The organism is Parabacteroides sp., assembly GCF_977054455.1.
In genome coordinates, this window is sequence record NZ_CDRTCT010000001.1 from 1 (window position 1) to 25790 (window position 25790).

At 45.8% G+C, this 25790-nt stretch carries 17 protein-coding genes, 1 rRNA gene, 1 other RNA gene and 2 pseudogenes; 10 read left to right on the top strand and 11 right to left on the bottom strand.

What is annotated here, in order from left to right; translation table 11 throughout:
• The first annotated feature begins 200 nt into the window (after window positions 1-200).
• The 4 genes from rrf (at window position 201) to ssrA (ending at window position 3483) form a co-directional block, all read left to right on the top strand.
• Window positions 201-311, top strand: a 5S ribosomal RNA gene (rrf, locus tag ACW6QF_RS00005).
• A 258-nt stretch (window positions 312-569) separates the two neighbouring features.
• On the top strand, window positions 570-2111 hold the full coding sequence (locus ACW6QF_RS00010; RefSeq protein ID WP_456086346.1) for an arylsulfatase: 1542 nt from the start codon (window positions 570-572) through the stop codon (window positions 2109-2111).
• A gap of 30 nt (window positions 2112-2141) precedes the next feature.
• Window positions 2142-3023 carry an alpha/beta hydrolase gene (locus tag ACW6QF_RS00015; RefSeq protein ID WP_298546777.1) on the top strand — a complete coding sequence of 294 codons (882 nt, stop codon included), beginning with the start codon at window positions 2142-2144 and terminating at the stop codon, window positions 3021-3023.
• Between the two features lie 59 nt (window positions 3024-3082).
• Window positions 3083-3483: a transfer-messenger RNA gene (ssrA, locus tag ACW6QF_RS00020) on the top strand.
• An 80-nt stretch (window positions 3484-3563) separates the two neighbouring features.
• Here the strand turns inward: ssrA and ACW6QF_RS00025 are convergent.
• Both ACW6QF_RS00025 and ACW6QF_RS00030 read right to left on the bottom strand, forming a co-directional pair.
• On the bottom strand, window positions 3564-4064 hold the full coding sequence (locus ACW6QF_RS00025; RefSeq protein ID WP_456086347.1) for a GNAT family N-acetyltransferase: 501 nt from the start codon (window positions 4062-4064) through the stop codon (window positions 3564-3566).
• A gap of 146 nt (window positions 4065-4210) precedes the next feature.
• Window positions 4211-5752 carry a family 43 glycosylhydrolase gene (locus ACW6QF_RS00030; protein WP_456086348.1) on the bottom strand — a complete coding sequence of 514 codons (1542 nt, stop codon included), beginning with the start codon at window positions 5750-5752 and terminating at the stop codon, window positions 4211-4213.
• Between the two features lie 125 nt (window positions 5753-5877).
• Here ACW6QF_RS00030 and ACW6QF_RS00035 point away from each other — a divergent pair, with 125 nt between their 5' ends.
• Window positions 5878-7512 carry a pseudouridine synthase gene (locus ACW6QF_RS00035; RefSeq protein ID WP_456086349.1) on the top strand — a complete coding sequence of 545 codons (1635 nt, stop codon included), beginning with the start codon at window positions 5878-5880 and terminating at the stop codon, window positions 7510-7512.
• A 127-nt stretch (window positions 7513-7639) separates the two neighbouring features.
• Here the strand turns inward: ACW6QF_RS00035 and ACW6QF_RS00040 are convergent, their stop codons facing one another.
• Window positions 7640-8494: an SDR family NAD(P)-dependent oxidoreductase gene (locus ACW6QF_RS00040; RefSeq protein WP_456086350.1), complete on the bottom strand. Its 855-nt coding sequence runs from the start codon at window positions 8492-8494 to the stop codon at window positions 7640-7642.
• Window positions 8495-8615: 121 nt separating this feature from the next.
• Between ACW6QF_RS00040 and ACW6QF_RS00045 the strand changes: the two genes are divergently transcribed.
• The 4 genes from ACW6QF_RS00045 (at window position 8616) to ACW6QF_RS00060 (ending at window position 17454) form a co-directional block, all read left to right on the top strand.
• A complete protein-coding gene (locus ACW6QF_RS00045) occupies window positions 8616-9902 on the top strand; it encodes a TIGR01777 family oxidoreductase (protein ID WP_456086351.1) in 1287 nt (428 codons plus the stop codon).
• 857 nt (window positions 9903-10759) lie between these two features.
• Window positions 10760-16675: an Ig-like domain-containing protein gene (locus tag ACW6QF_RS00050; RefSeq protein WP_456086352.1), complete on the top strand. Its 5916-nt coding sequence runs from the start codon at window positions 10760-10762 to the stop codon at window positions 16673-16675.
• Between the two features lie 298 nt (window positions 16676-16973).
• Window positions 16974-17225, top strand: coding sequence for a DUF4160 domain-containing protein (locus ACW6QF_RS00055; protein WP_456086353.1), 252 nt, complete (start codon window positions 16974-16976; stop codon window positions 17223-17225).
• Window positions 17167-17454, top strand: coding sequence for a DUF2442 domain-containing protein (locus ACW6QF_RS00060; RefSeq protein WP_456086354.1), 288 nt, complete (start codon window positions 17167-17169; stop codon window positions 17452-17454). Before ACW6QF_RS00055 ends, ACW6QF_RS00060 begins: the two co-directional genes overlap by 59 nt.
• 725 nt (window positions 17455-18179) lie before the next feature.
• Here the strand turns inward: ACW6QF_RS00060 and ACW6QF_RS00065 are convergent.
• From ACW6QF_RS00065 to ACW6QF_RS00100, 8 genes and pseudogenes are all read right to left on the bottom strand, one after another.
• Window positions 18180-18923, bottom strand: a pseudogene (locus ACW6QF_RS00065) (AAA family ATPase); the annotation flags it as partial.
• Window positions 18924-18993: 70 nt separating this feature from the next.
• The gene (locus ACW6QF_RS00070; protein ID WP_456086355.1) at window positions 18994-20136 is read right to left on the bottom strand and encodes an NAD(P)-dependent alcohol dehydrogenase; all 1143 of its coding nucleotides are present in this window, start codon (window positions 20134-20136) and stop codon (window positions 18994-18996) included.
• Window positions 20137-20199: 63 nt separating this feature from the next.
• Window positions 20200-21363, bottom strand: coding sequence for an iron-containing alcohol dehydrogenase (locus tag ACW6QF_RS00075; RefSeq protein ID WP_456086356.1), 1164 nt, complete (start codon window positions 21361-21363; stop codon window positions 20200-20202).
• Window positions 21364-21486: 123 nt separating this feature from the next.
• Entirely contained in the window at window positions 21487-21939 is a 453-nt protein-coding gene (locus ACW6QF_RS00080; protein ID WP_456086357.1) for a rhodanese-like domain-containing protein, read from the bottom strand.
• A gap of 383 nt (window positions 21940-22322) precedes the next feature.
• A pseudogene (locus ACW6QF_RS00085) lies at window positions 22323-22568 on the bottom strand (AlkZ-related protein).
• 49 nt (window positions 22569-22617) lie between these two features.
• Complete coding sequence (locus ACW6QF_RS00090; protein WP_456086358.1) at window positions 22618-22848, bottom strand: AlkZ-related protein; 231 nt, start codon at window positions 22846-22848, stop codon at window positions 22618-22620.
• A 5-nt stretch (window positions 22849-22853) separates the two neighbouring features.
• Entirely contained in the window at window positions 22854-24008 is a 1155-nt protein-coding gene (gene araJ / locus ACW6QF_RS00095) for an MFS transporter AraJ (protein WP_456086359.1), read from the bottom strand.
• Window positions 24009-24159: 151 nt separating this feature from the next.
• Entirely contained in the window at window positions 24160-24996 is an 837-nt protein-coding gene (locus ACW6QF_RS00100) for an AraC family transcriptional regulator (protein ID WP_456086360.1), read from the bottom strand.
• A gap of 421 nt (window positions 24997-25417) precedes the next feature.
• Here ACW6QF_RS00100 and ACW6QF_RS00105 point away from each other — a divergent pair, with 421 nt between their 5' ends.
• Entirely contained in the window at window positions 25418-25765 is a 348-nt protein-coding gene (locus ACW6QF_RS00105; RefSeq protein ID WP_456086361.1) for a type II toxin-antitoxin system HicB family antitoxin, read from the top strand.
• The last annotated feature ends 25 nt before the right edge of the window (window positions 25766-25790 follow it).

The following is a 25790-nucleotide window of genomic DNA, read 5'->3' on the forward strand; positions in this document are numbered from 1 at the left end:
GTAGATAGGCTACAGGTGTAAGGGCAGCAATGTCGAAGCCGAGTAGTACTAATCGCCCGAGACTTTCTTATCGACAGGAAGGATTGATATATTTGTAGGGCGTCGGAAGGACGCCGGCTCGAATCAAAAAGGGTTACAAGACTGCTGGAGTTGTCCAGTCAAACATCTTAAAGTAACAGATCAATAGATCTATAAGGTATTAAGGTGGTTATAGCGTTGGGGATCCACCTCTTCCCATTCCGAACAGAGAAGTTAAGCCCAACCGCGTCGATGGTACTGCGTAAAAGTGGGAGAGTAGATAGCCGCCGTTTTAGAAAGAGAGAGCGAAAGCTTGACAAGAAAGCCGATTCAGTTTTGAGTCGGCTTTTTTTATTTGAAGATATCTGAGAAAGTACATATCTAATTTTTTATCCTGTATAATCTGAATTTATATTTCTTATTTACGAAATAATGGAATATTTTAGTTGGGTAATCAAATGTCTCTGATAAATAATAACGCTTTAGTGATACAATTATCAAATAAGATATTTATCTTCGCTATTCAAATCTAAATGTAGAAAACATCTGAAATGAAGAGAAGAACGTTTCTTAAATCATCACTATTAATGACTTCCGGATTAGGTTTTGATACTTATGCGAAAGAAGAAGCCGGAGAGGAGAGTGTACAGGTTAAAAAGCCGCATGTCATTCTGATCATGACTGACCAGCATCGTGGAGATGCGCTTGGCTGTATGGGAAATTCTGCTATCATATCTCCTAATCTCGATCGTTTGGCTAAAGAGGGAACTTTGTTTGTAAAGGGATATTCTGCTTCTCCAAGCAGTACGCCTGCACGTGCCGGACTTTTGACCGGGATGTCACCTTGGCATCATGGTATGCTGGGATATGGCCAAGTTGCGGAAAAGTACACGTACGAGATGCCGCAAATGTTGCGTAATCTCGGTTATTATACATTTGGTGTCGGAAAAATGCACTGGTTTCCCCAGAAGGCTCTTCATGGTTTCCATGCTACATTGATCGATGAGAGCGGACGTGTCGAATCGAAAGATTTTATTAGTGATTATCGGGAATGGTTCCAGCTTCATGCGCCGGGTGAGAATCCGGATTTGACAGGTATCGGTTGGAATGCCCATGGGGCCGGTATCTATAAATTACCGGAGAATTTGCATCCGACGGCCTGGACCGGTCAGACCGCTTGCGAATTGATTCGGAATTATAATTGTGATAAACCTCTTTTCCTGAAAGTCTCATTTGCTCGTCCCCATAGTCCTTATGATCCTCCCAAACGCTATCTGGATATGTATAAGGATGTTGATATACCCAAGCCGTCTGTCGGTGATTGGTGTGGTAAGTATGCAGAACGTTTGGATCCCGAAAAAGCGGCCCCCACCGCTCCCTTCGGTAATTTCGGCGATGAATATGCCGTTAATTCCCGTAGGCATTATTATGCGAATATTACTTTTATCGATGACCAGATCGGAGAGGTTATTGCAGCATTGAAGGAAAAGGGGATGTATGACAATGCGATAATTTGTTTCACGGCCGATCATGGAGATATGTTAGGCGATCATTATCATTGGCGAAAGACATATCCATATGAAGGTTCAACTCATATCCCTTATATCGTGAAATGGCCTGCCGGAATGTCCAAAACGGTTCCTTCGGGAGCAAAGATCGAACAGCCGGTCGAACTTCGTGATTTTTTGCCTACCTTTATCGAGTTGGCAGGTGGAGCCGTTCCTCCCGATATGGATGGCAAATCGTTGTTGAAACTGGTCCAAGGCCGGGAAAATGAGTGGCGTAAATATTTGGATATGGAGCATGCCACTTGCTATAGCCCGGATAATTACTGGTGCGCATTGACAGATGGTAAAATTAAATATGTCTGGAATTTCCATACCGGAAAAGAAGAATTGTTCGATCTCCGGAAAGATCCGAAAGAATTGGTGGAATGTTCCGGTAAGCCGGCTTATGCTACCCGGCTTAAGGAAATGCGCCAGGCAATGATCGATCATCTGGTGGAGCGCGGCGAAACTTTCGTAAAAGACGGAAAGCTGGTCGTACGGGAGACAACAATGCTGTATAGTCCTAATTATCCTCAAACAAAATGATTCGTATAAATTCTTTAAACTATGTATGCTATGATAAGAAAATGGAAGCTCCTGCTTGTTGGAGTGAGTTGTGTAATGGGGACAGCTATGGCCCAAAATAATCCTATTTTGCTGTTCCCTAAAGGTGCGCCGGGCGAAACAACCAAGTTGATCGAAAAGGCTGATAGTGATGGTGGAAAGACCGGAGGCGAGACGGTCCTTCGCATCACGAATGTAAGTGAACCGACAATTACTGTTTACCCGGCTCCCGATGAAGTGGCAACAGGTGCCGCCGTTGTGGTTTGTCCGGGTGGTGGTTATAATATTCTGGCTTATGACTTGGAAGGCGATGAAGTCTGTGAATGGTTGAATAATTTGGGGGTTACTGCCGTTTTATTGAAATACCGGGTTCCCCGTCGCGAGGGCCGTGCGAAACATGAAGCTCCTTTGCAGGACGTGCAACGTGCGATCGGATATGTCCGGGCCCATGCGGAAGAAATGAACCTGGACCCTCAGCGGATCGGAGTAATGGGATTCTCTGCCGGCGGACATCTTTCGGCGATGGCAAGCAACAATTTCGATAAACGTACTTATCCGGCCGTGGATGCAGCAGACAAAGTGAGTTGCCGTCCGGATTTCTGCCTGTTGGTCTATCCTGCCTATCTGGATGGTGAAAACTTCCAGTTGGCTCCGGAGGTAAAAGTATCTTCAGCCACTCCTCCTACAATGATGATTCAGGCCGAAGACGATAAATCATATATCAACAGTAGCCTTTTCTACTATTATGCCTTGAAAGAAGCCGGTGTGCCCGCATGGATGCATCTATACAGTAAAGGTGGTCATGGCTACGGCCTGAGAGATACGGGAGCAGCCGTAAATGAATGGCCTGACAGGGCTGAAGACTGGTTCCGTGAGATCGGTGTGATAGAATAAAAAAACTAAATAGAGTACAAAGATTCCCGATTTTTCGTATCTTTGTACTCACAAATCATGGGGATGACCGGTTTTGACAGCGGGTAGAAGTGGTTTGTAAGCATGTAGTGCGTGGTCGGCTTGCACTTAAATCTCAGACGGCGAACAATTAACTGGCGAAAACAATTACGCTCTCGCTGCTTAATCGAAGTATAGTAGATTCAAGCTTAATCCCTGCAAAAGTTGCGGGGACGTGACATCACCCGGATGCTGTGGCTCCGAAGCGTTCCGATCAGGTGGTGCAGCAATATCGGAGATAGTTTGAAGTAAGCCTCGGACTTCAGGCGAAACTTTAGAGGATAAGGTTCAAGTGGGTGGCTTCGGTCTTGCTTGTACCCGACAATCGAAGGCGAAGATAAACATGTAGAAAGCAGATTAGTTCCTCGTTTGGACGAGAGTTCGAATCTCTCCATCTCCACAAAAAAGGCTGACAGTTCCGATTGTCAGCCTTTTTTATTGTATGTATTTGTCTATCTTCTGAATCGAATTGTTGCTACTTTGTCACTCGGAAAGTTCTTTTCGTAAGTAGACCATATCCACTAATTGCTTGCCATCTTCGTACATCGGATGATCATAATTGTCGGTAAAGAAATTCTTGATACGATGCGAGTATCTGAATCCGTTCTGTTCGTAGAAAGGGACGGTCAGCGTACTTTCACCTGTACCGACAAGCAGGGTGTCGTATTTCCCTGCATAATGTTCGGAGATAAACCGGATCAATCTTTTGCCATATCCCAGCTTCTGATATTGTGGAACGGTTGCAATATTTTTGAGTTCGACCGTTTTGTCACCTTTATCCGTGACGACACAAATAGCTCTTAGGATATTCCGGTCGTACAACGCAAACATTTCTCCCCGTTCGAGATAGAGGTCTATCATCGATTCCTGTTCATCGGCCAACAACAGGAGATCGAGGAAACGTTTCTTATGGCGAAGGATTTGCCGAATTTCAAGGGAGTCGTCCGAAACTTGCACGGTATCGATTAATTCGTCTTTTAGCATTTCTGATTCATCTGGACTAATTGCAGACCCATCTATTTTCTGTTGCATGGATTTCTAATAACAATGGATTTCTACTTATGGAAAAACTCTTGAAGCAGATGCCGGATAGCGGCTATCGTTCTTGTCGGATACGGGTTGATAGCATCTTACCGGTAAGATAAAGAACAGTATTCAAACAGGGCTGGTGCCTTTTCGTCCCCTTCATGATAAAGTCCCGGACGCGCCACCCGGTCCCAGCGAATAAGGGAACGTATGGCTTCTTCCGATAGACCGTGATTCACCGGAGTCCATTTCTTACCGTCTTTGCTCCAGGCGAATCGATAGGGGAGTCCTTCTTTCACTTGCATGCGCAGATGCAATGCCGCGCTGGGAAGTGGCAGATCGGCCAGTTGTTGCTCCTTCCCCTCACGGACGAGTTTTATCTGTAGCCGGTCGCCGACACAACCGTAAGCGAGATAGTAGCTGTTGTCGCCATAAAGCGTGATCCCTTTCCAGCTACCGTTCCGATTGGTGATGCCGGCATCCAATGTATAGCCCGAAGATGCCGGACGAAGGCAAAGCGCCTCTCCGGTCTTGCATTCCGGCTTGGGAGAACCGCTCAAACGCAATTTGCCCGCTTCGATTTTAGCCTGGACATTCGAGTACGGATAATTCCAGCTCCATTCCGGACGCAGGTCCGAACCGGCAAAATTATCGAAGAAACCGGTTACCGGCTCTTGCACGCAGTCGGCAAAAGGCATCGGTTGTGCCAGGCGGGCATATTCACCGGTGACAAAATAAGGCCAGTTGTCCTCTCCGAAACGCAACTCCTGGAGATGAGGTTGACGCCCTAAAAAGAAATCGCTGCCTTCCGCATAGGCGTGACATAGATAAAACATACGTCCGTCAGGCGTCGTCGTCAGCGTACCGTGACCGATAGATTGTATCTCGTCGCTTCCGTGCAGGATCGGGTTTCCTTCATACTTTTCATAAGGCCCTTCGAGCTTCTTCGAGCGGGCGACAGCTACGGCATAATCGCTATCGGGACCGCAACAACCGTTGACTGCATAGATCAGATAGTAGTAACCGTTCTTTTTGAACCAGTGCTGTCCTTCCATCCCTGCACGTTCGTCGTCGCGGAGCAGGCTGAACGGTTTGCCGGCCAGCTTCAATCCGTCCGGAGTCAGTTTGCCGGCGAGGAGTTCGATCGGCCGGTTGTCCAACCCGTAGGCTTTCCAACTGATGTATAAATCACCCTTGTCTTCGAGGATAAAGGCATCGATCGCTTCCGTCCCGAATTCGACTACCGGTCCGTGATCTTTGAATTTGCCAGTCGGAGAGTCGGAGGTAGCTACTCCGATGTAGGAAGTATTGTTCGATTTCTTCCGCGCGGTATAGTACACATAAACCTTTCCGTTATGATAATACCATTCGGGAGCCCAGAACGACGACTTGGTCCATTCCGGTTGCTGCTCGAATACATGTCCGGTTTGTTTCCAGTTGACCAGGTCTTTAGAGATGAATACCGGATAGTAAGGAGCCCATTCGGAGGAAGTCCCCGTTGCATAATAAGTATCGTCGATCCGCAGGATGGACGGGTCGGCGACATCCCCGTGAATAACGGGATTGGTGAAATAGGTCTGTTTCTGGGCCATACTTGCGCCGGAATACAGGACGGAACCTAACAAGGCGATGATGAGTCTGTTCATGGTTTGTTAAAACACTAATTATTAATTGGTCTAAAATTGATGGTTACAAATCTACAGGATAAAACGGAGCTGTCCAAAAAAATCCTTTACTTTTGCCGGATAAAACGTTTTGATTCGGAAAAAGCATGGACAAACTTCACTATTTTGCAGATTCTATTTCTCTTCTCTCTCTGCCGGAAAAGTTTACCTATCCGTTCCATTATACTCCGCATCCCCTTTGTGTGGCGGCGGCGGGCGAGGTCGGGCGCTATTTGGAGGCAAAAGGAGAATGGCAGGAGGAATTGCGGAAGGGGAAGATGTTCGGCGTTTTGATCGTCCGTACAGGAGAGGGGGAGGTCGGCTATCTGGTAGCCTTCTCCGGTATCCTGGCAGGAAAGAACCGGCACGCTTATTTTGTGCCTCCGGTCTATGACGTACAAGAACCGGACGGCTTTTTCAGGATCGAAGAAGAGCGGATATCGGGAATCAGCAGGCGGATCGAGGAGTTGCAGGAAGATGCGCGATATAAAGATTGCAAGCGACGGTTGGCCGACGAGACGATCTTTGCCGAACAGGTTTTGGATGAGACGCGGGATCGGATGAAAGCGGCCAAGGAAGAACGTGACCGCCTTCGTTCGGCCGTCACGCGGGTAGATCCGGAACAATTGATCCGCGAAAGCCAGTTTCAAAAAGCGGAACTGAAACGGCAGAAACAATATTGGAAAGACCGCCTTGCCTCCCTCCAAGCGGAAGTAGAGGTGTTCGAGACGGAAATCGAACGCCTCAAAGCGGAACGCAAGACCCGCTCGGCTGCTCTTCAACAATGGCTTTTCAAACAATTCCGTATGCTGAACGCCCGTGGAGAGGAGCGGGATTTGTGCGACCTGTTTAAGGATACCGTCCAAAAGACGCCTCCGGCAGGTGCAGGCGAGTGTGCGGCTCCCAAGCTCCTGCAATATGCTTACCGGAACGATTGGCAACCTCTGGCTATGGCTGAATTCTGGTGGGGAGATTCTCCGAAAAACGAGATCCGCCGTCATGGATATTATTATCCGGCCTGCAAGGGGAAATGCGGACCGATCCTGAAGCACATGCTGCAAGGCCTGCACGTCGAGGAAAACCCGTTGGAAACGGATTTGCACCGGGATACGGAGTTGGAAATCGTGTATGAAGACGAATGGCTGTCGGTGGTGAACAAACCGGCCGGCATGTTGTCGGTTCCCGGAAAATCGGATATCGATTCCGTCTACGGACGGGTGCGACGGATGTATCCCGAAGCGACCGGGCCGATGATCGTGCACCGCCTTGACATGGCGACCTCCGGCCTGATACTTATCGCCAAGACGAAAGAAGTGCACCAGAACTTGCAGGCGCAGTTCAAGAACCGGACGGTGTGCAAACGGTATGTCGCTTGGTTGGATGGCATTGTGGAGGAAAAAGAAGGCCATATCGAACTCCCTCTCCGCCCGGACCCGGAAGACCGGCCGCGGCAGGTGGTCGATGCGGTTCGCGGGAAACCTGCCGTGACTGATTATACCGTGTTGTATTGTGATTCGGGGCGTACTTTTATTTCTTTCATACCGAGAACCGGGCGCACACATCAGTTGCGTGTCCATTCGGCCCATCCGCTTGGCTTGAATGCCCCGATAGTAGGGGATGAGTTGTATGGCAAGCAAGCAGGCCGCTTGTATCTGCATGCCGAATACTTGGGGTTTACGCACCCTGTCTCCGGAGTGTATATGGAAATAGAAAAGGAGTCCGGCTTTGATGATCTTTTATAGTTGTGCCACGGTTTTTTCATGCCCTTGGCACTGTTGTTCCCTCGGCATGAAACGATTGTGCCATACCGAGGAAACGGCAGTTTCATGCTATGGAAACGGTTGTGCCATGCCTATGGTATAGCGGTTGTCATTCGATATAGATCATTTTCTTCGTCATCCCTCCGTCGATCGTTATGTTCTCGCCGTTTATAAAGTCGTTTTCCTCTTGGCAGATGAACAGGCACATACGGGCGATGTCGTCCGGTTTGCCTACTCGTCCCGATGGATGTTGGGAGTGGTCTTCCGGGCGAAGTTGTTCGTAGTCGTGCGTCTCGATCCAGCCCGGCGAAATCGAGTTGACCGTGATATGCCACTGGGCAAGCGAGAGTGCAAGGGCGTGCGTCAGCGAATAGATGCCGCCTTTGGATGCCGCATACCCTTCGCTGCCGGGTTCGCTCATCAGATAGCGGGTGGAACAGATATTGACGATCCGGCCGAACGGATTGGGTGACTCCAGTGATTGGCGGTGGATGGCCAACCTGCGGGAAGTGATGAAAACCGGACGCAAGTTCACAGATAATATCCGGTCGAAATCTTCCACGCCGGTCTCCGTGATCGGGGAGAAACGGCTGATTCCCGCATTGTTGATCACGATATCGATATCGCCCCATTCCTTGAAAATCTGCTGCATGCAGTTCTCAAGCGCTTCTCGGTCACTTACGTCGACATGGAAAAAAGAGGTTCCGGTCTGCAACGCCGTCTCTTTTCCCGCCGTTTCGTTACGGTCGCAGAACGCCACGCGGTGTCCGGCGGAACGGAAAGCTTTTACGATCGCTTTGCCTATGCCTTCCGCACCTCCTGTCACAAAGACTCTCCTGGTTTTGCGGATAACGGCCGCTTTCCTGCCACCGTATGGGCGGTTCGCCGACCGGCCTTCCATTTTACCGGAAGACTTGCGGGATTGATATTCTTCGTATTTCTTTTCCAGATAGTTGTCTGCCATGATCTTGTCGCTTTTTAATAGGATGGCAAAAGTAATCATAATTGGAAGCATTTGCAACGGTTGCCGGTAAACGATATGCGGTCGGAATCGGTTTATATATATATTATAAAGGTCAATAGGTATGAAAATAGCAATTACCGGAGCAAGCGGATATATAGGCGGTCATCTCACCCGTTTTTTCGAAGAGAAGGGCTACGAAGTTGTCCCTTTGGGAAGAGATTTGTTCAAAGAACTGAACTTCGATGCGCTTTGCCGGAGCGTGGAAGGGGCTCATGTGGTCATTAATCTTGCCGGTGCTCCGATCAACAAACGGTGGACCGAAGCGTATAAGCAGGAATTGTATGACAGCCGTATTCCGGTCACCCGCCGGTTGGTGGCGGCTATTGGTCAAATGACCGTCTTGCCCGAATTGTTTATATCCGTTTCTGCCGTGGGGTATTATCCGGCTTCCGGCGAGTATGACGAGTATAACGGAAAACAAGGTGATGACTTTCTGGCCCGCTTGTGTGCCGACTGGGAAAGGGAGGCCCGTCGGTGCCCGCCGGAAACGCGCCTGGTCATAACCCGGTTCGGGATCGTCCTTTCAAGGGATGGCGGGGCTTTGAAAGAGATGCTTCGTTTGCAACATCTTACGCGGACCGGCGCGGTGATCGGCCGTGGCGAGCAACGGTATCCGTGGATCAGCATGTATGATTTGTGCCGTTCTTTTGAGTTTATCATAAGGAACAGGCAGATTGGGGATGTGGTCAATCTGGTTTCTCCCCAAAGTATCACTCAAAAACAATTGGCGCATGTGCTTGCAAGGGCTGATGGAATCTGTTGGACCATGCGCTTGCCCGAATTCTTGTTCCGGCTGATGTATGGGGAAGGGGCTTCGTTTCTGACAAAGGGACAAAATGTCCGTCCCGCCAAACTATTGGAATCCGGCTTTACATACCTCTGCCCGACGATCGAGAAGCTGATGGACGTAACAGACCATCATACGGTGGCGGAACTGGATGTCAGACGATATATGGGGCGCTGGTACGAAATAGCCCGTTACGAGAATCATTTTGAAAAGGGCATGACAGAAGCCACGGCTACCTATACCTTATTGCCGGATGGAAAGATACGGGTTGAAAACGAGGGTGTGAAAGACGGGGTTCACCGTAAAGCGATTGGGCGTGCGAAGCAACCGGACCCGCAAAATAATCCGGGTAAGTTGAAGGTCGCTTTCTTTTTATGGTTTTACGCCGATTATTACATTTTCGAACTGGATGAGGCCTATCGTTATGTGGTGGTAGGAAGCAGTTCGGACAAATATCTCTGGATTCTAAGCCGCGAAAAAACATTACCCGATGCTGTGCTCGAAAACCTGCTCGACAAGATTAGGAGGCGGGGATATGATGTTACGAAGTTGCTCTTTTAAATTTTCTGACGGGACAAAGATAGGGCAATAAAAAATACAAGAACCCCTCCAAAAAAGGTTGATATCCATAGCTTGTTAATATTCAGGCTATTGCTGAATATCTTGTTTCTTAAAAAATATTACCCTTGCAGGAAATTTGAAATTTATAGGGTATAAAATCAAATTTCATGCGCTGCTGTTTCGGTTTGGACCAACGGGTATTTGGGAAAATCGTACAATAAGTAAGGAATAACAATATGTTTGCTTTAAGCAAAATGGAATCGGTAAATGATAATTTATAGGGATGATTATATCGACAATATAAACCACACCGATCATAAAAAGATCGTTCCTTTTCAAGTGTACTCATAAATCTAAATATTTTCTTCTTTGTTTCTTTGTTTATTAAAATTTAAGGCCTATTTTTGCCCCTGCACACCTGCATAGCGTTGCGGGTTCCTGCATTTTATTGATTACGAGAAGCGTTAAAAAGATATTATCCTGTTTGTGAAATCTCGACAATTTCATTCGTACCGGATAATAGACAACTAAACGCTCGCGTACCTTTTCTTGTTATATCTATCCGTATGTTTTTGCATACGCTTATATACAAGTTTAAAAGGGCGCGGGGGTGTTGTTTATATTGGTACGAAGGGCAGTCGAGAGCCTCACAAATAGATATATCAACAGTTCCTGCGCCTCTTTTTATTTGTATAACCTCCACTCCGGGAATTGATGGAACCCAAATTTGTATTGCCGATGAAATAAAGAAGAAACCAAAGCGAGAAGAAACCCGTTTACGTGTAATCCCATAAATTACACATTAAACGAGTATAGGGAATTTATTATTTCAATACTTACAATTTAATTTTATTTTCATGAAAAAGATATTACTAATGTTGTTTGCCGTCCTTATGGCGGTGACGAATGTAGGGTGGATACAAGCGGCTGATACTAATCCGGAGATTTTCACCGATTTGGATGCTGCCGTTACCAATAAGCCTATTGTGTTTAATGTAGGTACGGCAAAAGGAACATCGAAAGCAACTAATGTCCGTGTGAAAATTAGCTTGACAGACTCGAATCCTGCCGAACTAAGTGCTCTGGGACTGAAGTATTTCCAGGATGGCAAATGGAATACTTGGATAGCTGAAAAAGGTGAGTATCTGTTTGGACCGCAAGCCGGTTTTCCTCTTAGTGATTTAGTGTCTCCTATTTTGATGACACCGACGGTTGCAGGTACATATAATTGCAAGTTGGAGGTTGTGGATTTAAAGCAAAGCAATGCCGTTTTAGCAACCAGAACATTTTCTGTTGTTGTAGGGGAGGGTACGGATCTTATTACTAAATCCGATACGGTTTATTCAACTCCTAATGCTTATGCACAATCTCATAGTGGTTATTATGCCGGACTTCTTTTGGAAACAAAAGCGTTGACAGGTACTAATGCCGGTAAATATGCTACATTGGTGTATGCAGGAGGACTTCCTGTAACCGTTTCCGCATCGGAGACTAAAACTAAGATCGCGTTAACGAATGAAGGTGAAGGCGAAGCGATGGTTTTAGACCCTGTGAAAACGAATATCGGGTTGTACGGCGGAATGAAGAATGCCATAGTTGACAACTCTACTATTGTCATGACGGGCGGCACTCTTGCTGATTTGTTTGGAGGCGGATATGGTGAAGGCAATAAGACTACCGGAACTCCGGCTGATGTAAAAGGAAAAACATCGATTATAATTACAGGTGGTACTGTCAGCAATCTTTTAGAAGGCGGTGGTAAATTCTATGCAAAGTCAAATGAAGTAGAAATCAATATCTCTGGTGAAAATACAAAGATCGCAAATCTTTATGCTGGCGGTTATGATGCCGGATTGACATCGAATACATTGGAAACACCGTTGGCTGAATCGGTGAATGGCGTACAAACTGTTAAGTTGACTATGACAGGCGGCGAGATAACCGAAGGTATCGGCTGCGGGGGTGGCCAGGGTTATACACGTACCGGGATAAGTACTGTCACTTTGAAGGATACCAAAATTGCCTCTTTCTACGGTGTTCTTGCAAATGGACGTGCAGATCAGATTGAGGCAACACTTACCAATTGCACATTTGCCAAAAAGGGATCATATTATGAGTTTGCTTCTGTAAACAGAGGAACGGTCAAAGATATTACTTGTACGTTTGATGGTTGTACATTTAATGATTTGGGGCAAATCAATGCTTGTCTCGGACCGGTAAACGGTTGGGCGGATTCTGATACGAATGGAAAGATTATTCCGTGTGTTACCGGAAAGGCTACTTTTAAGTTTGTGAATTCAAAAACAGACAATCCTGTCATGCAGATTGGGCAAGGTTTAGAAAGTGCCGATATCGAACTAATCGGGGCTAAGGCAAAACTTGCAACATTCAAAAAGAATGTTTCCACTATTATTTCCGAATTTGGAATAGAAAAAGGCAAGACCTGGACTTTCGACAACGACAAACCACTGTCGATCGGTGAAGGTATTACATTAAGCGGCGAGGGCACGATTAACGGCCATATCGCATTGGCTGGTGAAAACGTTACTCTGAAAGGCTTGACTATCAATGCAACTTCTATCGGAACAGATGGTCCGCAAAAAACTGTTATCCTCGGTACTTGTGATAAGGTGACGATTCAGGATTGTAAATTGAATGGTATCGTACCGGAAGCCGATAAGAGCAAATATGTTGCTAACGGTATCGACCTTACTACAAAATCAGCATCTGCATCCTATACGATTACCGGCAATACAATAACCGGTTGTAACGGCCTTGTGGATAATTGGACTGCAATCAATCTTATTGTTCAGGATGCACAATCATCAACAATTGACAATGCTGCAATTGCCCTGGAAAATACATACGACGACCGGAGTTTCGGTTATGTCCGTATGACTGCCAATGATGCATGGTCGTATGCTTATATTAAAGGAGCAGATAACCATAAAGCGGCTAATGCTTTCTATTGCATGAAGACAAATGGTGGCACTATCATTGCTCCGGATGCAACATGCGATGATATTTTGAAAGAACTGAATGGTGAACCTTTCGCAATTAACGGTTCTGTTTCGGCAACCTGCAAAGACGGTTATATTACTACTAATTCGGCGGATGCATCCAAGATGCTGGCTGAAGGCAAGGCGGTTAAATTGTTGACTTATAATGCCGAGGGTGCAGAAGGAGAGAAATTTGCATTTAGTGAAATCAATGTTGCCCCGTTAATCACAAATCTGCCGGATAGTGTGGCTTTTGCTTCTACTCCGGTCAAATTGGCTTTTAATACAAAGAATGTGGAAGTAACAGCAACAGAGGGAAGTGATTTCGTTTCATTGAGTAATGATGGTGTTCTCTCATTCCTGAATCCTGGCGAAGTTGTATTGACGCTGAAAGTGAAAAAAGATTCGAATAATGATGGTAAGATTGACAGTAGTGATAATGGATATGAAGATGGCCTTACTAACACCCAGAAACTGAAGATCACGAAACGCGCTTTGATCCTGACGGCTGGTATTGTTCCGGACTATGGTGAGGGTAATAATGGCGATTCAATCGTTTATAATGCTAAAGATGATGTAACTTTGAAATGGGCTGACAATATTGCTGTTTCCGGATTGCCTTGGGAAGCTGTTGCTTCTGGATATTTCAAAGCTGATCTCCCGACAGGAAAACGTGCAAATAAGAATGTGGGAGACAAAGTTCCGGTTGAGATAACAAATGAAGACTTGAACGCTTTGTTAAACGCGGATTCAGCCAAACGTTATACCTTGGCTCCGATCACATTCGTAACTGCTAAAGTGGTAAAGGCAAAGGCTACAGTAACAGCAGATAATGTAACAGATTATACATTCGGTTCAGAACTTCCAACCTTTACAGCACAAACTAAAAATTTAAAAGATGGAGATCAACTTGACGGAACTTTAAAGTTCATCTGTTCCGCTACCCCTGATTCATTGGTGAAAGAGGGCGGTTATGATATTATGCCTTACGGCTTGACTTCCGATAATTATGCAATTACATTTGAAAAGGGTACATTAACCGTTAAGGCTACTAATCCTAAGATTGAAATTGTAGATGCAAAGGTTACAGGAAATGCTGAAGCTAAAACAATTACAGTACGGGCTAAATTAGTACATGCCGGTGGTTTAGAGACCGCAACTGTAACAGCTAAGGATGCCGAATCTGAAGTCGCTCTTGCATCTAATGATGCTATTACTCCGGATACGAACGGTATTTATAAATTTGAGGTATCTGACGCTGCTGCAAAAAAACATACGATTACCTTTACGGCAACAACAGCTGAACAATCCAACAATACAGGAACAGCCTCAATCGATGTAACTGTAGAAGCCGGTACTCCGCAGAACCTGAAGTTCGACGACAAGGTCCTTTCTTCAATCGTTTATGGCGACAGCTTGGCTTTGGTTGTATCGAGTGATCAAGCGGCTGCAAAGGGCGACTATACCTTTAAGGTTACGTCTGGTGCAACGATCAGCAATACGAACGTCTTGAAACCGACGGCAGCAGGTGATGTTGTCGTAACTGTTTCCCGCACCGCAGATGAAAACTATTCTTCTGCTACTGTAACGAAGACAATCAAAGTAACTCCGAGACCGCTTAAAGCTGAGGTTGCTGCTTTCGCACCGAAAACGTACGATGGCGATACAAAGGTAAAGACTATGCCTTCAATCACTTTGTCAAGTGACTATAAGGTAATAGGCAGCGATGCCGTTAGTATTGCAGCAGGTGCTACCGCCACTTATGCAAGCAAGAATGTCGGTATACATGCGATCTCTCTTTCTGCATTGACTTTGACAGGTGCACAAGCTGCCAATTACACTTTGATACAGCCAACCGGCCTGAAAGGTGAAATCATAAAGAAAGATGCAACTGTAAAAGTTGACGACGTCACACGTATGTACAACCAACGTTATACGAAGTATTCTTTCACTGCCGAAGGTCTTGTTGAAGGTGAATCTTTGTCTTCTGTTTATACCGGCAAGTTGGATGTTACCGAAAACGAAAAAGAAGGTACATTGACGTTGAAGATTGATGGCAACTTATGCCGGAATTACAATCTGACAGCCCAGAATGGTACTCTGACTATTACAAAAGGGACTCCGGTAGTGGTGGCTTATAAAGTAGTTGATCAGCCTAAATATTTGGTTGTCGATTCTGCCGGACATCAGAACTTGACTGTTTCAGAAACACTGGTAAACGGCTATTTCCAAGTAACAGGAGATGATGGTAGTGTTACAAATAGTGTAAATGCCATTCCTACTTCTTCACTAAAAGTAACCAATGCTTTGTTAGGAACAAAAGCAGGTGATGATTGGGCAGGCTGGAATAGTGAAAAGGCAACGGTAATCGAATATGCTGCAAGTACAGCTACTATTACTAATGTAAATGGTTATACTTATTCATCTACTGATCTAAATCGTTTATCTGTTGAAGGAACTGATTTGACCGCAAATGGCGTTGGTAAAGTTGCTATTATTGCAACAAGTGCATCTGGCGATGTCAAAGTCAAACTGTATGACGTAACTCCGAAGAAAGTTACCTATACAGCTGACATGAGCAAGACGTATGACGGCTTAACTCTGGCTACAGGTTCGGTAACTTTAGCAGGTGTAAATGGCAATGATAATGTCGTTTTGGATATGGAAGGGGTAACATTCAACTATGCCACTCCTGCAGCTGGAGAAAAGACGATCAATCCTTCCCAGGCTCCTATCCTGACGGGTGCAGATGCAAATAACTATAATTTGGCTTCTGGCGTTACAGGCGAGATTGCCAAGAAAGCAATTACAGTGTCAGCACCGATCAGTGCATACTATACAGGCCAGACAAATATGGCTTTGGATGAATTCACATCTGAAGGTATATTGAGTAATGACATTGTAAGCCTGAATGTGACATTGGATAATGCAGAGGTCGGTCCGCGTAAGTTTACATTAGGGAGCTTGGCAGGAGATAATGCTGCTAACTATACATTGTCTACAACGGATGCTTTGGAGGGAACAATCCTGAAACCGACTATCGTGGTGACTGTTCCTGAAACAGCCTCTTCTCCAACTGATGCTAAAAAACAATTGACTTATACGATTCGTGAAACCGGCAAACCTGTTTCCGGTTCCGTATTTAGCAATGCCGTACAGGTTGTTTCTTTGGGTAATGATGTTTATCAGGTAAGTACAAAAGAAGAAAATCCGAACTTCTCTTTGATTTATACAAAGAACCTGATCGGCTTCAAAGCCGAACCCAATTCCGGCGGTGGCGGTTCGACAACCGTATCTGTCAGCAGTGTGTCTTTGGATAAGACCGAACTGACGCTTCCGCGTTTGGATTCTTATACGTTGCTTGCTACTGTTGGCCCGTCCGACGCTTCTGATAAGAGCGTGACCTGGAAGAGCAGCGACGAAAGCATCGCTACGGTAGATGCAAACGGTAAGGTAACGGCTGTTAAGGTCGGCAAGGCTACGATCACGGTTACGACTGTCGATGGCGGCAAGACTGCTACCTGCGAAGTGACAGTCGATTTCGCTACCGGACTGGAAGAGGCTATCGCCAATACTGTCGTTTACGGCAGAAACAAGCATATCCATATCCGGCCTGTAGCACCGGTACGGGTTGCCGTTGTTAATCTGACAGGCGTTGTTGTCTATCAGGCAACGATCAGTTCTACGGCGCAAATACCTGTTAATCCTGGTATCTATCTGGTGAAATTAGGAACAGGAAGCGAGGCTGTCGTGACGAAAATTAGTGTACGATAGTTTGTAATTTTCTTAATAAATAATCTTTACTTCTAAAAGAAAAGATTAATAGTGAGTTTAGGAAGAGGGGGGCCGTGAAGGTTCCCCTTTTTGTGTTTGTACGTTTGTTTCATAACCTTTATCCCCCAATTAAGATCTAAAGTTTCGCACCCTCCTAAAACAGCCTTGAAGCGAGACTTTCATTGATGCATACACTTCCAAGAAGTTTATACCCTTTAACTTTTTCTGTCTGAAAAAGTTGAGAGGAATAATACTTTTTTTCGTATGTTTGCAATCATATCATTTAAAAAAGAAATAAATGAGTCCAAAATTCTTATGTGAGGATGGATATATCTTTAAAATATATTCCAATGAGGAAGAAAGAGTGCATATCCATGTTGTGAAAGCTGAGCGAGAAGTAAAGTTTTGGCTTGAACCGGTGATCGAATTGGCTGAAAATTTCGGTTTTAATAGTAAAGAAATAAAAGTAATAACTAAAATGATAGATAAATATGGAGACGAATTTAGACAACAATATAAACAATACATCGGTAAGCGTGTTGATGATTAACTCACAAGGCATGATGCTTTCAGTGTTAGGACAGGATTATTTTGTATCGTATAATCGTGTACCGTGGTTGAAAGATGCCCGTGTAAGCAGTGTGCTGAATGTTCGTATGAGTGGTTTGCGGGCTATCGAATGGCCGGAACTTGATGTTGACCTTGAAATAGAAAGTTTGAAACATCCGGAACGTTTTCCGTTAGTAATGAAGCGTAATCCAATGGAGTTGTTGATGTAGATATGTTTGTAAGTTTGCAAACGTTTTGTCTTATACGGATTTGCAAAAGATCGCCCCGCTGGATATACTCCGCTATGCCTCTACAAACCCGCCATCTCCCGCCAGATATTCTGTGACTATAGCCCTATATAATAAGCAGGCTGAAACTACTCGATAAGTAAATACTATGTCTGCTTAATAAGTAGTTTTCATCCTTTTCGACAAGTGGTTTCCGGAGGTTTTAGCTTGGATGGTTTTTTGTGCTTTTGGGGTAAGAATCTTGTCGGAATTTTTGTTTGGGTAAAAAAATAAGTTGTATATTTGTACCTGTTACAGGAGTAGTGATTTCTTTTATGTATTACAATCTTTGTGATTTTAATTAAAGAACAAACAAGAAACAAAAATGCGAATTAAAGCGTTTCCCGTTTTTTTGCTTGCACTCTGTTTCTATCCTTTCATTTGCTTGTATTCGGAGTATGTCTCCAAGCAATCTTACGCTTCTCTCATACCCTCTTTTGAAGACCACGATTCGACTTTACATCGACAAATGGTTGCAGCCAAAAGAGAAGACGATAGCACTTCGTATTGTCTCTTTTCGCTGCACTTCCATTTTATGTCCCTTACCAAATAACCACATAGTTTCGCAACGTACATAGTGCATAAACTGGAGATAAGCGGCCTGCTTCTACTGCTTGCATAGTTGATACTCGGCCTCAATGTTGGCAGTTTTAAAAATTCAACTTATACTATACACCTAATTCCCGTTTCAACCACACCTTCATCACAGGATCGTGGATAATGGCTTGACGTTTTTCAATTTCTATAAGTTCTTTCTTGACCAATGCCCGCTTTACGATGCTGACGTTGGCCGACGAGCCAAGTTGGTATTTCTGCAAAATCTCCTGCGTGGTAAATTCGCTGTGAACCCCGTCTATAACAGCCCGCAGGAAATTCATCTGGTAGGTCGTGAGGCTCTCGGTCTGCTTCTCGAACAACGGGGTGTTCTGGTCGATAATATCCTGATAAGCCGCCTCGAAATCCTGTTCCGTGGCGACCTTGTCCGTGTGAATCCATACCAACCATGCCAACTGCTGCACATACGAAGAGTGATTATCCACTCTCTTACAGATTTTTTCGGCCAGCTCTTTTGAAATCTGTTTCCCCGTAGCCTCGAAACGCCCACATATATAGTCTATCCAATCCTGTGTCCCGATTTTAGATAGATAAATTGCGTCTCCGAACTTATAAAACGGAAGACTCTTTTTTTCAAAGAGTTCGTTCATCAAGTGTTTTTTGCTGCCGAATAAGCAGTAAGACACCGATTTTTGCAATTGCCAAATCGAACGCAGCCGCTTTTGGAATGTCTTGGAATCTTTGAATTCGGCAATCTGTTGGAACTCGTCGATGCAAACAACGATATTATAACCTTTCTTCTGCGCTATCTTTTCAGGGAGTTGCAGAATTTCATCGATCTCGTTGCTTTTGGGATTCGGCAAATGTCGAGTCTTGAAAAAGAAAAGAATTAAAGACAGGCTGTCCTTCCCGAATGGTTAGAATCTACTATTTCAGCGTATTCATATCAATCACGTATCGGAATTTCACTTTGCCGTCAATCACGTTCTGATAAGCACGATTGATTGCGTCGGCATCGGCATCGAGCAGTTCGATTTCGGGATAGATGTTGTGAGCAATCGAGTAGTCGAGCATCTCCTGCGTTTCGGGGATACCGGCGATTAACGTACCGTAAATTTTACGACGTCCGGCCAATGCACCTGTATGAACCGACGGAATCTGGTCGGCGGCGGGCATACCGATCAAGACCATTTCGCCGTCCACTTTCAGCATACGGACGTACTGTTCTACATTGAATTTTGCAGGGATTGTGCTGATGATTACGCGGAACGAATTTTCCAGCCCTTTCAATTCTTCCGGCTTATTGACATTCACAAATTTTGCGGCTCCCATACGGATAGCGTCAGCCCGCTTGTCCTCTGAAATATCGAATACGGTAACTTCCGCACCGAATGACACGGCATATTGCACGGCGAGATGTCCCAAGCCTCCGAATCCGGCAACGGCAATCTTATCGCCTCGTCCTACATGGGTAAAGCGTAACGGTGAGTAGGTGGTTGCTCCGGCACACAGCAACGGTGCAATACGGGCAAGGTCAGCCCCCTGCGGAATCTTCAGGGCAAAGTTCTCCGTTACAACGATGTTGTTCGAGTATCCTCCGAGAGTGGGATCGCCGTCAAAATCACGGGAATTATAGGTATAGACCGTCTTGTTGTTCTCACAATATTGTTCTTCTCCGGCTTTGCAACGGTCGCATACGCCACATGAATTGACCATACAGCCTACACCTGCCAAATCGCCGACCTTGAATTTCGTTACGTTCTTGCCGACCTCTACGACACGTCCTGCAATCTCGTGACCGGGAACCATCGGAAAAATCGAACCGCCCCATTCATCACGCGATTGGTGGATGTCACTGTGGCAAATGCCCGAATAAAGTATCTCGATCAGAATGTCGTTGTCGCCAACCGCTTTACGCTCGAATTCGTAAGCGGTCAATACCCCGCCTTTATCCATCGTGGCAAAACCTTTCGAGTGAACGGTTCCCTCATGGGAGTGATTGTGCTGCGCCTGTGCGCTTACTCCGACTGTCAGTAAAAGAGCCGACAGCAAATAAAAAATCTTTTTCATTTTCTTCATTGTATTTATTCGTTAATAATCCAAATGTTTATAGACGTTATTTTCATCACTTGTTTATCTGAATGAACACTCATAGATGCCCAGATAATCTTCGTCGCTTAAAGGAAGCGGATCGGCGGTAATGTCGCCGCCAAGCACCTCCCGGATGCGCTTCGGCCATTTCCCGATTTCTTCTTTGGTAATGCCCGCATCGCTCATTTTCAAATTCTTGCACCCTACGGCTTCGATCAGGGCATCGAGAGCCTTGATAAAATCCTTGCCGCTTTCGGGATTCTTCACGCCCATTGCACGAGCCATCTTCTTCATCGGTTCTTCGGCAGCCTTACGCTCGGCGAAGAAATCGAAATACTCGTGACTGATCATAATCAGCCCCGCACCGTGTGCAAGGTCGCTGTGATAAGAACCCATGACGTGTTCCATCGTGTGCTGCGACGTGCAGAGCATATAGAAACCGGCCAGCGAATTGGCGAGTGCCATATTTGCACGAGCTTCCTTGTTCGAGCCGTCCTTGTAGGCAACGGGCAGATTTTGAGCGATCAGTTCGATAGCTTTCAATGCGAACATTTCGCCCATCGGGTGTTCTTTCGTATTGATGACACTCTCGGCGGCATGGAAGAATGCGTCCATGCCCTGATAGGCGGTAAACTTGGGCGGTACGCTCATCATCAGGTCGGAATCGACAACCGAAATGGTCGGAAACATCGAGATGTCGAATACGCTCGTCTTCTCTTCGAGTTCATCGTTCGAGATGACGGAGAACATATCTACCTCCGAGCCGGTTCCGGCACTGGTCGTAATGGCAACAATCGGTGCGCCCGGATGTCCGAACGGCTTGTGTCCGCCTTTTGCGGAAAACGCATAATCCCACAAGTCGCCGTCGTTGACCATCATCAACGCGATACACTTACCGGCATCCATCACCGAACCGCCACCGAGTGCTACTACGAAATCGCATCCGTTTTCACGGGCTTTGCGCGAAGCGTCCATGACGTTGTCGCGTGTGGGGTTGGGACGGATTTCATCGAAAAGAACGTGTTCCACGCCTGCCTCATCGAGTTCCTGTTCCACGGCTGCCAGATAGCCGTATTTCTTCGTGCTCCGTCCGTTGGAAGTTACGATAATCGCCTTCTTGCCGGGCATTTGTTCCAGATGAAGATTCTTCAACTGTCCTACCCCGAAAAGCACTTTCGTAGGCATATAAAACTGAAAATTGTACATGATTTTATGAATTTAACGGGTTAAAAATCTATTCCATGATTTATTTATTTTCGATATATCTCACTACACGAGCCGGGTTGTCGAGAATGGATACCGTGTCTATTCAATCTCTTTCATAACCGACTACTTCTTTTGTTCTTTCAGCCAGTTGCTATACTCATCAAACAAGGGCGCACCGTCGATGTAGGAAATAACTGGAATATCGGAGCGTAATTCTTTCAATGTACGGTAAGCACCGGGCACAATCATACCCAACCGACAATGCAATATCACCGGATGCCCTGCCGGAATACCGAGATACAGCTCCCGTTCCTCCTGCTCCGTCAGGTTTTCAATCGGAATATTGATTGCTCTTGTGAAATGCTTACGTTCAAAATTGCTCTTTGAAGCAACATCGACAATAATCAGATTATCGGTTGTCTTCATATACTCCAATGCCCGTTGCGGGGACATTGCACCAAGAAGCTGTGGTGTAGAAGCATCAGGATTACCGTCTGCCGGATCGTTCTTGGCTTCGCAGTTTGTGCATCCTATCAGAAGCACCGCTGCCATCATCATTGCTATACTCTTTTTCATTTACACTGATATTATTTATTGTTCAAATCATCCCGTCGAGACACCCGTACCGTACCGGCCTGCGCTTTTTCACGCTGCAACAATTCGGCGACTTTATTTCCGATACACAAACAATAACCCGTACATCGGGAGAATCCATGCTGCTGCCAAGTGCTTTGCATATTCTCAACAGGGTTGCCTGTGAGAAGGAATAGTTTTATTCCTCTATTCGGCAAATACCTATGTTCTTGATTATTTCTTTGCTGCAAAGATACCGGCAGATACTCCCTTACAGGTTTTCCCAGACGTCATTTTGAAGTTTGCTGAAACGTCAAAATATCAATTGGCAGGTATCACGGCATATCCCGCTATATCGGCTGTAATTGTGGCAGCCATTGTATTTTCTATCCTATTAGCCGAAGGATTTGTGTTTCAGAGGCCTGTGGCAGAAGATTTGAAAGATATTTTATCAGTCGCATTTTCGATTCTTCGGGCGAGTGCCCTTTGCAAGCGAGTATCCGATTTTCCCCGAACAGAGCTTCGGGCGTAACGTAACGGGCAATGCCCTAACCATAAGGATGTCCATGCTTGTCGTATTCATATTCGAAAGTCGCCACGACAAGCCACGTTCCCATTTGCAGACGGGTGATAAGCGTCTCGAATCCGGGTTCCTGTCGTTTCCGCTGCTGTTTTTGTTTTTCATGAAGCTCCCATGCAACGGCAGGGTTGAAATCCCGGCAGCGGGGTTTGCGGAAACCCGGCTACCGGACTTTTCCACTCCCACGGGCCATCTACGCCATCGGCGAACCAATACTCCGCAGGCGTGAACTCTTCGATAGAGAACTCCGGTATATCGCTCTGAAAAAAGGGAAGAAACCCTGTTTTCAAAACGGCTTGTTCCAAATCCGCTGCACTATACAACCAATCCATATTGTCTATCTGGAAAGTTGTCGTTCGTATTTATAATGCAATGTAAAGAGCAGCATCGAACCGATAAGAGCCAACGGAACACCTACCAATGCAGGATAACGGTCATCCAATCCCGCTTGCAATGCCAGCCCGCCGCACCATGCCGCCAATGCGTTGCCGACATTGAATGCGATCTGAATACTTGCCGCGCCCAGCATCTCTCCACCTTTAGAAAAACGGATAATCAGATATTGCAACGGACTGCCCACCCCGAAAAGTCCGGCTGTTCCAATCATCATCAGAATGACCGAAAGCCACGGAACGGATGCGAAGAAGAAAATGGACAACAGCGTAACGACCATGCACGACTGAACAACGGCTGCCACCCATCCTGCCGGATATTTGTCGGCCAGACGTCCGCCTATCAGGTTTCCGGCCACCATGCCAAGCCCTGCCAACACCATCAGCCACGAAAGACTGCTCACGGAGAATCCCGAAACATTCGTCAGCAAGGGATTGATGTAGCTGTACCAGCAATAAACGCCGCCTCCGCCTATCAGCGTACCGAAGACTATCAGCCACGGAGCGGGCGATTTCATAAACCGGAACTGCCCTTTGAATCCCGTATCGGGCAGTGCATCCATACGGGGAACCCAACGCCATATTCCGTAAAGGCTGATGATGCTCCAACAGGAAACCAGCACGAAAGTAAGCCGCCACGAAATCGAATTGCTCAATGCCGTTCCCAGCGGCACGCCGAAAACCGTGGCGACCGTCATTCCCGCCATCATGATCGACACCGCCTGCGTCGCCTTACCCTCCGCAGCCAACCGTTGAGCGATGATGGACGCTACGCCGAAATAAGCTCCATGCGGAAAACCGGACAGGAAACGGGCGATAAGCAGCGTTTTGAAATTCGGGGCTATGGCAGCACAAAGGTTGCCTGTCAGAATGATGGCCGACAATAACAAAAGAATCCGTTTCAACGGAAATTTCCGAACCAGCAATAAGGCCGGAGAACCTACGCACACACCCAGCGCGTATGCTGAAATCAAATGTCCTGCCTGCGTGATGCTAATTTGCAAATCCTGTGCGATGCTGCCTAAAATACCCATCATGGCAAACTCGGCTATTCCTAAACCGAATGTACCGAATGCCATTGCAATCAAACTTTTCTTCATAATTATGTATATGCTAATAGATTACGTTGGGTAATCCCCATGAAAAAACATCATCGGATTTTAACTGATCCGATGATGCAAAAGTAGGGGAATAATAGAAGACAAAGGTTTTCCAAAACGTCCTGTCTGCTTTGCTGAAAAGTCTTTTTCGTTATACGGCATTCATCGGTACGGCCGATGGCGGATAGCCGTATTCCTTTTTGAATGCGGTCGAAAAATGCGATAGATTTTTGAAACCGACCTCCAGATAGACATCGGCAGGTTTGCGTCCCAGCTTGTCCATCATACATTTGGCTTCCTCCAATCGCCGCTTGATAATCCAACGGCTCGGCGTCAGATGGAAAATCTGCGAGAAATCTTTTTTGAACGAAGACAGGCTTCGTCCCGTGTAGTGCGCAAACTCTTCGACCGAAAGATCGCACTTATAATTTTTGTTCATAAATTCCTCCAAATTGATTTTCCACGGCTCGGCGAAGTCGAACAACACTTGGCCCAAATCGGGCTTGAGTTGCAGAAGCGTAAAAACAGCCTCGGCCAATTTGGACTCCATCAACTCTTTCGATGGGTATTGCTGCGCATCGAAATACTGTTCCAGCGATGAAAACAGCCCGTTCAGAAACGGATGCTTTTCCAGCAGGATATAGGTGGATTTTGCCGTTGCAGGATCGCTCACGAGCGGCACGGTGATCTGATGCTCGCTCAACATGCGTTTCAAAAACGGCATCTTCAGTTGCAGAAACAGCCCCTTGAAAGGTTCGCCGCTTTTCGACGGCTGCTTGATTTTGCGGACTAAATGGTTGCGCTTGATGAAAAAAGCATCCCCCTTCTTTAAATGGTATTTCTTTTCGGGAGCAATCAACTCCATTTCGCCCGAACAAAGATATACCAACATATGCTCGGAGACCATCTCCTCACACCATTTGTCTTTCTCTACCATACAGCAGAAAAAGGTATCCATATAATTATAAACTACAACACCTGGTTCCATATACTTTATTTTTGTTCATTAATTGCAAATATACTGTTTGTCAATGAATATACCGACTAATCCCGCCACCAGATACGGGTTAAAGTCTCGCCCGGTACGATCCGTTCGCCCATGACGGGAGAAACCGTCTACGAAGTTCTACAAAAATGTCCTTTTACTTTGGTCTTTCTCCTATATCGGACATACCCTTTAAATTTTTTCTATATAGCATTGCTTCGTAACCGAATTCAGTTACATTTGTAGAATAAACTAATAGTATGGGAACTAAGGAAAAACTGATAAATCGTTTTTTGTAGGCTGCCTAAAGAAAAATGAGCAGACAGGACAATATATTGATATCCACAAGCCGCATCCGGGCAGTATAATGAAAGCAATATATCAATACTTAAAAATCAACGGTTTAATAAAATGAAAAATGGATATGGATTACTTGGAATATAAAGGTTATAAAGGCTCGGTGGAGTACAGCAAAGCTGATAACTGCCTTTTGGGAAAGGTTCTTGGAATGAGTAAAGATTTGATTCTTTATGAAGGCAATACGATTGATGAACTCCGTGCTGATTTTGAGGCTGGGATAGAAAGCTATCTTGCAGGTTGTTTGGCTGATGGTGTGGAGCCTCGCAAACCTTATAGCGGTACGTTGAATATCCGTATTTCTCCAGAGATACATGGTAAGATAGCTATGCTGGCACGGGAGGCCGGGACTACGATTAATGCTTATATAAAGCAAGTTTTGGAGAATCAGCTTAAATTGATACATGAAGGATAGAACCGGTTTGTAAATTTGCAAACAA

Coding starts and splice junctions, on each gene's coding strand:
- ACW6QF_RS00045 (WP_456086351.1), top strand. CDS start 8,616: ATGAAAATAGCAATTACCGGAGCAAGCGGATATATAGGCGGTCATCTC.
- ACW6QF_RS00100 (WP_456086360.1), bottom strand. CDS start 24,996: ATGGAACCAGGTGTTGTAGTTTATAATTATATGGATACCTTTTTCTGC.
- ACW6QF_RS00010 (WP_456086346.1), top strand. CDS start 570: ATGAAGAGAAGAACGTTTCTTAAATCATCACTATTAATGACTTCCGGA.
- ACW6QF_RS00105 (WP_456086361.1), top strand. CDS start 25,418: ATGGATTACTTGGAATATAAAGGTTATAAAGGCTCGGTGGAGTACAGC.
- ACW6QF_RS00040 (WP_456086350.1), bottom strand. CDS start 8,494: ATGGCAGACAACTATCTGGAAAAGAAATACGAAGAATATCAATCCCGC.
- ACW6QF_RS00090 (WP_456086358.1), bottom strand. CDS start 22,848: ATGGATTGGTTGTATAGTGCAGCGGATTTGGAACAAGCCGTTTTGAAA.
- ACW6QF_RS00050 (WP_456086352.1), top strand. CDS start 10,760: ATGAAAAAGATATTACTAATGTTGTTTGCCGTCCTTATGGCGGTGACG.
- ACW6QF_RS00025 (WP_456086347.1), bottom strand. CDS start 4,064: ATGCTAAAAGACGAATTAATCGATACCGTGCAAGTTTCGGACGACTCC.
- ACW6QF_RS00080 (WP_456086357.1), bottom strand. CDS start 21,939: ATGAAAAAGAGTATAGCAATGATGATGGCAGCGGTGCTTCTGATAGGA.
- araJ (WP_456086359.1), bottom strand. CDS start 24,008: ATGAAGAAAAGTTTGATTGCAATGGCATTCGGTACATTCGGTTTAGGA.
- ACW6QF_RS00075 (WP_456086356.1), bottom strand. CDS start 21,363: ATGTACAATTTTCAGTTTTATATGCCTACGAAAGTGCTTTTCGGGGTA.
- ACW6QF_RS00055 (WP_456086353.1), top strand. CDS start 16,974: ATGAGTCCAAAATTCTTATGTGAGGATGGATATATCTTTAAAATATAT.
- ACW6QF_RS00060 (WP_456086354.1), top strand. CDS start 17,167: ATGGAGACGAATTTAGACAACAATATAAACAATACATCGGTAAGCGTG.
- ACW6QF_RS00030 (WP_456086348.1), bottom strand. CDS start 5,752: ATGAACAGACTCATCATCGCCTTGTTAGGTTCCGTCCTGTATTCCGGC.
- ACW6QF_RS00035 (WP_456086349.1), top strand. CDS start 5,878: ATGGACAAACTTCACTATTTTGCAGATTCTATTTCTCTTCTCTCTCTG.
- ACW6QF_RS00015 (WP_298546777.1), top strand. CDS start 2,142: ATGATAAGAAAATGGAAGCTCCTGCTTGTTGGAGTGAGTTGTGTAATG.
- ACW6QF_RS00070 (WP_456086355.1), bottom strand. CDS start 20,136: ATGAAAAAGATTTTTTATTTGCTGTCGGCTCTTTTACTGACAGTCGGA.